The sequence below is a fragment of the Rhizobium sp. P2_G9 genome, from assembly GCF_056403475.1.
In genome coordinates, this window is the sequence record NZ_JBFUFK010000105.1 from 1 (window position 1) to 5,890 (window position 5,890).

Genomic DNA, 5,890 nt, shown 5'->3' on the forward strand with positions numbered 1-5,890 from the left:
CTTCGTCTCAATCCATGATCCGATCGCCAATCTGTTTTACATCCCCCGCCACGACATCTCATCCAGCCATCATCGTGAACTGCGTTCAGAGGCGATGAACCTCTGGGCGAGAATCGCGCGGATGTGAACCGTCGTGACGCAAGCGGGCTCCCATTGCCTCTCGCCCATTAAGTTTACGATGCCGGTTCGCCTGATCCGACGATAGCGACCGCCGACGGGAAAAGTCCCGCCGCCGTTTCACTTCGCGACGAGCGTGAAGCCAAGAAGTCGGAAACGCTCGACGACCAGCTCGACGAAGGGCTGGCGTCGTCGTTTCCCGCCAGTGACCCGATTTCGGTTGCCACGACGACGATACCCGGCAGCGGGCCATCGAACTCGGAGCAGACGTGACGACGATGAAAACCGCCCCTCAACGTTGGAAATGTCCACATCATGAAGACGCCGGCCTCCCGGACGTGCATCTGAATTTTCGCTCAAAAGAGTCCGCGAGTTGAAGATTGCCACTTACAACGTCAACGGCGTGAGCGGCCGCCTAGAGGTGCTGTTGCGGTGGCTCGCCGAGGCGTCCCCCGACGTGGTTTGCCTGCAGGAGCTCAAAGCGCCCGACATTAGATTCCCCGTCAAGGATATCGAGACTGCAGGCTACGGTGCGATCTGGCATGGTCAGAAAGGCTGGAACGGCGTCGCGATCCCCGCGAAGGGCGAACAACCTCATCAGACACGAAAGGGCCTGCCAGGCGATCCTGACGATGTCCATAGCCGATACATCGAAGCGGCGATCCGCGGCATCCTCGTGGGTTGTCTATATCTGCCCAACGGAAATCCGTGGCCGGGACCGAAATTCGACTACAAGCTCGCCTGGTTCGAACGCCTGAAAAAATATGCGCAGGAGCTGCTCGATCTTGATGTGCCCGTGATTTTGGCGGGCGACTACAACGTCATGCCCACCGAGATAGACGTCTACAAGCCGGAACGGTGGGTAGACGACGCGTTGTTCAGGGAGGAAGTGCGCGACTCTTTTCGGCAGCTGGTAGAACAAGGTTGGACTGACGCCGTGCGAAAGCTGATCGGCGACCGACGCATCTATACGTTTTGGGACTATTTCCGCAATGCGTTCGCCAGGGACGCGGGGCTGCGCATCGATCACTTCCTCCCTCAGTCCCGCCATTGCCAGCAGCCTCACCGGGGCGGGCGTCGACAAACACGTGCGCGGATGGGAACACACGAGCGATCACGCTCCCGTCTGGATCGAAATCAAGGCGGAGTGAGGGCAAGGTGGTAGAAGCAAGACCCATCGGAAGGGCTTCCTCGACTAGGACCTTGGAAATGTTCGACCCGTGATCGACATCAACGTGACCGGGACGATTGAACTCGTCCACTCTGTCGGTAGCGCGTCCAGCGCCGTGGCTGAATCCTGATCAGAGGGTCCATCGCTGGCTTCATGCCGGGCACGTTCCAAGCCGTCTATATCGGCACGAAGGCGTTCCTGAACAGCTTCTCCTTCGCGCTTCGCAAGGAACTCATGGACTCGGGCGTGACTTGACCTGCCTGATGCCCGGGCGACCGACACCCGCTTCTTCGAGCGCGCCGACATGCTCGACACCAAAGTCGGGTCTCAGGAAAAGGACGACCCGGCCGATTGCCAGGATTGGTTTCGACGCGATGATGGATGGGGGAGGCGATGTCGTCGGCGGCTGGAAGAACAAACTCCAGCCCACGTTATGCCTGCGGAGATGCTTGCTGAACAGCACAGGAAAATGGCGGAGCCGGGATCAGCCAAGAATTAAGGCATCGTCCGGCAGACGTTGATAAGCCCGCGGAATCGCGGGCTTTTCCACCTATAGCGTAACAGCGGTTAATGGCTGTTCTTGTGGCTCTGCTGCCCCGCCTTCGACTGCTGGTCATAGCTGCCGCTACGCGAGGCTTGCGAGCGGTCGTCCCGATTGCTCTACGCCGACGCATTGCGGTCCGACGTGTCGCCGTTCTTGTGGCTCTGCTGACCAGCCTTCACGTGCTGCTCGTGGCTTCCACCTTTGTTTGCCATGAAAATTCTCCTTGGATATTGCGTAAATGCGGGAGGCCGCTTCCGCAGGCCTCAGGGGCCAACTCCACATCCACTCGGTTGTTCCAAAAATCGACGCTTTGGTACGGAGCCGATCCGACGGCAAAATCGGTTCAGTATTTCAGGAGCGACGGAGGCTTGCGCTGGAACCAGAGGCCGCGCGGCAAGTTTACGGCTCATGGAGATGCAGCAATCATGGCCACCAAACAAACCGTAGAAAAAGATGCCCGAGGGCAGTTCGCTGACTCGCAGGCAGACCCCAAAAGCGATGGCGTCGCGAACGCCATTCCCACAAAGGTCACGGGCGACGACGACGCCACCATGCATGATCACGAGAAGAAACCCTCGCCGAATCCCGGTTTCGACATTCGGACGCAGACCAATAAGCGCGACTGACCCGATGCAACACATAGAGCTTGGCACAGAAGGCCTGACGGTCAGCAAGAGCCTTCCCGACGCGGTGACGGAAGGTTCGGGTCTAATTTATGCTTCGTCGCTCGAAGGCGGCATTACCCGCAGGCAGGGCAAGCATGGCTTCCTTTATTATGATGCGGGAGGTAACCGCGTAACTGATCCCGCCGAACTCGGTCGGTTTGCCAAACTGGCCATTCCGCCAGCTTATACGGACGTCGTTATCTCCTCAAACCCGATGTCCCATCTTCAGGCCATCGGCGTCGATGCTCGAGGCCGACGGCAGTATCGGTACCATCCCGACTGGTCTGCCGAGCGCGGGAAGGCAAAGTTCGAAAAGCTTTCCCAATTCGCCGATCGGCTGCCCGAGATCAGAGAGCGGGTGGACCGCGACTTACGTCTCCGCAAGCCCAGTTTCGAAAAGGCTTTGGCCACGGTCGTCCACCTACTGGACAATCTCTACATCCGGGTCGGAAACCAGACTTACGCCGCCGCCAACGGCAGCTTCGGATTGACGACCCTGCGCAACCGGCACGTCAAGATCGAAGGCTCCGTCGTGCATTTCCGGTTCAAGGGTAAGTCCGGCAAGGAATGGCGCGTATCCCACAGCGACCGCCGGCTGGCGGGTGTGATCCAACGCATTCAGGAACTGCCTGGGCAGAATCTCTTCCAATATCTCGATGATGACAGACGTCCTCACCAGCTGACTTCGCAGGACGTCAACGACTATATTCGCGACGCCGCTGGCGGCGACTTCAGTTCGAGGCAATTCCGGACCTGGGGCGCGACCTGCATGGCCGCCTTCGGTCTAGCCGCGGTCGAGGCCGGTGCGAGCCAGAGAGAACGGGCACGCCAGATCAACGCTGTCGTCGACAGTGTCGCGGCCAAGCTTGTGAACACGCGGTCCGTCTGCCGGACATCCTACATCCACCCGAGGGTATTTGAAGATTTCGAGGCGGGCACGTTGGCCCACCTCGTTAAAATGGGAAAAACGCGGAGCATGCGGTTGCTCGACTGGCTCGACGAAGACGAAATCTGCGTCTTCAAGTGGCTCAGCTCATGCGGTTGATGTCCCGCGTCGATGCCATGCCGCCCGCCAGTGGAGCATCTTCGAACAAGGCGATGGAGGCTGGCACAGCTTCACCCGTCATCGATCGTTGTTCACGCATATTGGTCGACGAGACCAAGACCGAGGAAGCGCTGACCCTGTTCGCGAACGAAGCCGTCAATTCCAAGGGCAAGCCCAAGGCCTGATGCATTGAGCCGACACGGGTCCAGCCAGCGGCCGGTGGCGCAGTTAAGGAGAAGGACGTATGACAGACGATACAACACAATCAGGCATTTGGACCAACCCAGACGGAGTGGCCACGTCGAAAGCCGACGACGTGATCGCGCAGAAGAACACCGAGCGCGACGCCGAATCCACTCTTCCTGACCAGAAAGAGCAAATTGCCGCGCTTAAGAACGAATTGGAACGGCTCCGCGAGTCGGTCCAGCAAATCGCCTCGGGCACGACACGGATCGCGTCGGCGGAATTCAAAGAACTGGCAACCGCCGCTGAGGAAAGGCTGAAGCAGAACGTCTTCCTATCCGTCGGGATCGCTGCCCTGGTCGGTTACCTTTGGGGACGGTCGGGTCGCTGAATGGATGGTCTCGGCGAGTGGCGACATCTATGCGTCGACATGCAGCGCATGTTCGCCGAAGAGACGCCGTGGAGAGTTCCGTGGATGGACCGCGTCTCCGATCAGGTGGTGGAAGTCTCCAGACGTTATCCGGAGCGCACGATCTTCACACGCTTCGTGCCGCCTGAGAGGGCCGAACAACTTCGCGGAACGTGGCGGGACTACTATCTGAAATGGTCGGCCATGACGATGGAGCATCTGCATCCGGAGCTTGTCGACCTCGTGCCCGAACTGGCGTGTTTTGTGCCGCCTGCAACAGTTTTTGACAAGCGGACATACTCGCCCTGGATCGACGGACGTCTATACTCCGCCCTTGCCCAGGAAGGAGTTTCGACACTGGTGGTCTCCGGTGGCGAGACGGATGTGTGTGTCCTCGCCGCGGTGCTGGGCGGCATCGACCTCGGATACCGAATGATCCTGCTTGAGGACGCGGTGTGTAGTGGGGCGGACGAGACGCATGACGCCTCTCTAAAGCTGCTGGGGGACCGCTTCTCCGTCCAGCTCGAATTAGTGACAACAGGGTCGTTTCTTTCCGTGGCGAAATCCCGCCTTTGACGCATGATCCTGCACTTCACTACCGTTCATCCCCCCAACGACGGCGAAAGTCATCGACGCCGTTTGGAAAACCACCTCTGTACGGTTCCGCACGGGGAACCAAGGTCACTTGCCCGCATTGACCTGCCAAGCGTCTTCGAGAGCGAGATTATCATTGACCCAGGAGACAATTTCGGGCGGCACGCGCGGTGTTCGGCCGTCCTTGGCGTCGCTTTGTCGCTGGGACCGCGGCTCTCGCCGAGCATCTCAAGATGGAGTTCAGTAGTGAACAGCACCCAGGACGCCCCAACACGGGTCCCCGACCTTCGCGACCTGATCGACCAGAGGGTGGGCGAGATAATTGCCTGCGCACGAGACGGTGGGTGGGCGCGCGACGAGGTTTTGCTCGCGATTGACGATTGCGTCGCGCTGCGTTGGCGCAAGGAAAGTGATGCCGGAACCCATCGAGTCGAGCCTCGTTGATATTCGAAGGATCAATCCATGAACGAGCCAGTTCACGTCCCGATAGTCGAGGAAAAACTGTCCGTCAACAAACGCGATAAGACTTCGGGAAAAGTGACGGTCACCACTGCGACACATGACGTCGACTCCTTGGCGGCAGCCGATCTAGAACGGATGGATGTAACTGTAGAACGCGTACCCATCGATAGAGAAGTTTCCGTAGCGCCGGGTGTCCGCGAGGAAGGAAACACGACGGTCATCCCTGTCCTCGAAGAGGCTCTGGTGATCGAAAAACGCCTTGTACTCAAAGAAGAAATCCGCCTCACGCGTGCGAAGAGCACCGAGCATGTCGAGATGCCCGTCACGTTGCGCAAGCAGGTCGCGACGATTGAGAGAATTAAAACTACCCCCGACCAAGGAGAAGAACAATGATGGAAGCACAGAACCAGCGGACCCTGACCGCGTTTTTCCGGGACCGTTCCGACGCCGAGGAAGCCACGCGCGACCTGATCGCGGCGGGCATCGCCGAAAGCAACGTGCGTCTGGTGCCCGGCGCGGAATCAGACAACGTCGCCGCCACCGATGTTGAGGCAGGCCGCGGCTTCTGGGCGTCGCTCGGCGACTTCTTTTTCCCCGACGAGGACCGCGCGGTCTACGCCGAGGGCCTGCGCCGCGGCGGCTATCTTGTAACGGTGGACGCCGTCACGGAAGCCCAGCATGACAAGGCCGTCGACATCCT

Annotated in this window: 6 protein-coding genes and 5 pseudogenes; 10 read left to right on the top strand and 1 reads right to left on the bottom strand. The window is 59.4% G+C overall.

All coding sequences use genetic code 11. From position 1 onward, the window contains the following. The 3 pseudogenes from AC1DYF_RS39840 to AC1DYF_RS39850 all read left to right on the top strand — a co-directional run. Positions 1-127 (top strand): annotated as a pseudogene (locus AC1DYF_RS39840) (IS6 family transposase); the annotation flags it as partial. A 363-nt stretch (positions 128-490) separates the two neighbouring features. Beyond that, positions 491-1,268 (top strand): annotated as a pseudogene (xth, locus tag AC1DYF_RS39845) (exodeoxyribonuclease III). A 48-nt stretch (positions 1,269-1,316) separates the two neighbouring features. Next, a pseudogene (locus AC1DYF_RS39850) lies at positions 1,317-1,787 on the top strand (SDR family NAD(P)-dependent oxidoreductase); the annotation flags it as partial. 68 nt (positions 1,788-1,855) lie between these two features. Here AC1DYF_RS39850 and AC1DYF_RS39855 read toward each other — a convergent pair. Then, positions 1,856-2,044, bottom strand: a pseudogene (locus AC1DYF_RS39855) (hypothetical protein). A gap of 213 nt (positions 2,045-2,257) precedes the next feature. On the opposite strand from AC1DYF_RS39855, the gene AC1DYF_RS39860 reads away from it, so the two are divergent. From AC1DYF_RS39860 to AC1DYF_RS39890, 7 genes and pseudogenes are all read left to right on the top strand, one after another. Further along, the gene (locus AC1DYF_RS39860) at positions 2,258-2,458 is read left to right on the top strand and encodes a hypothetical protein (RefSeq protein ID WP_477884408.1); all 201 of its coding nucleotides are present in this window, start codon (positions 2,258-2,260) and stop codon (positions 2,456-2,458) included. Between the two features lie 4 nt (positions 2,459-2,462). After that, positions 2,463-3,542, top strand: a complete 1,080-nt coding sequence (locus tag AC1DYF_RS39865; RefSeq protein WP_477884410.1) for a DNA topoisomerase IB — start codon at positions 2,463-2,465, stop codon at positions 3,540-3,542. Beyond that, a complete protein-coding gene (locus AC1DYF_RS39870) occupies positions 3,533-3,727 on the top strand; it encodes a hypothetical protein (protein WP_477884412.1) in 195 nt (64 codons plus the stop codon). Before AC1DYF_RS39865 ends, AC1DYF_RS39870 begins: the two co-directional genes overlap by 10 nt. 59 nt (positions 3,728-3,786) lie before the next feature. Then, on the top strand, positions 3,787-4,116 hold the full coding sequence (locus AC1DYF_RS39875; protein ID WP_477679382.1) for a hypothetical protein: 330 nt from the start codon (positions 3,787-3,789) through the stop codon (positions 4,114-4,116). Next, positions 4,117-4,710: a cysteine hydrolase family protein gene (locus AC1DYF_RS39880; RefSeq protein WP_477884414.1), complete on the top strand. Its 594-nt coding sequence runs from the start codon at positions 4,117-4,119 to the stop codon at positions 4,708-4,710. A gap of 480 nt (positions 4,711-5,190) precedes the next feature. Then, positions 5,191-5,583: a YsnF/AvaK domain-containing protein gene (locus AC1DYF_RS39885; protein WP_477884416.1), complete on the top strand. Its 393-nt coding sequence runs from the start codon at positions 5,191-5,193 to the stop codon at positions 5,581-5,583. Continuing rightward, positions 5,580-5,890 (top strand): annotated as a pseudogene (locus AC1DYF_RS39890) (hypothetical protein); the annotation flags it as partial. The gene AC1DYF_RS39885 and the pseudogene AC1DYF_RS39890, both read left to right, overlap by 4 nt.

Excerpts from the sequence above, each read along its gene's own strand:
- AC1DYF_RS39865 (WP_477884410.1), top strand. The coding sequence starts at position 2,463 with ATGCAACACATAGAGCTTGGCACAGAAGGCCTGACGGTCAGCAAGAGC.
- AC1DYF_RS39875 (WP_477679382.1), top strand. The coding sequence starts at position 3,787 with ATGACAGACGATACAACACAATCAGGCATTTGGACCAACCCAGACGGA.
- AC1DYF_RS39880 (WP_477884414.1), top strand. The coding sequence starts at position 4,117 with ATGGATGGTCTCGGCGAGTGGCGACATCTATGCGTCGACATGCAGCGC.
- AC1DYF_RS39870 (WP_477884412.1), top strand. The coding sequence starts at position 3,533 with ATGCGGTTGATGTCCCGCGTCGATGCCATGCCGCCCGCCAGTGGAGCA.
- AC1DYF_RS39885 (WP_477884416.1), top strand. The coding sequence starts at position 5,191 with ATGAACGAGCCAGTTCACGTCCCGATAGTCGAGGAAAAACTGTCCGTC.
- AC1DYF_RS39860 (WP_477884408.1), top strand. The coding sequence starts at position 2,258 with ATGGCCACCAAACAAACCGTAGAAAAAGATGCCCGAGGGCAGTTCGCT.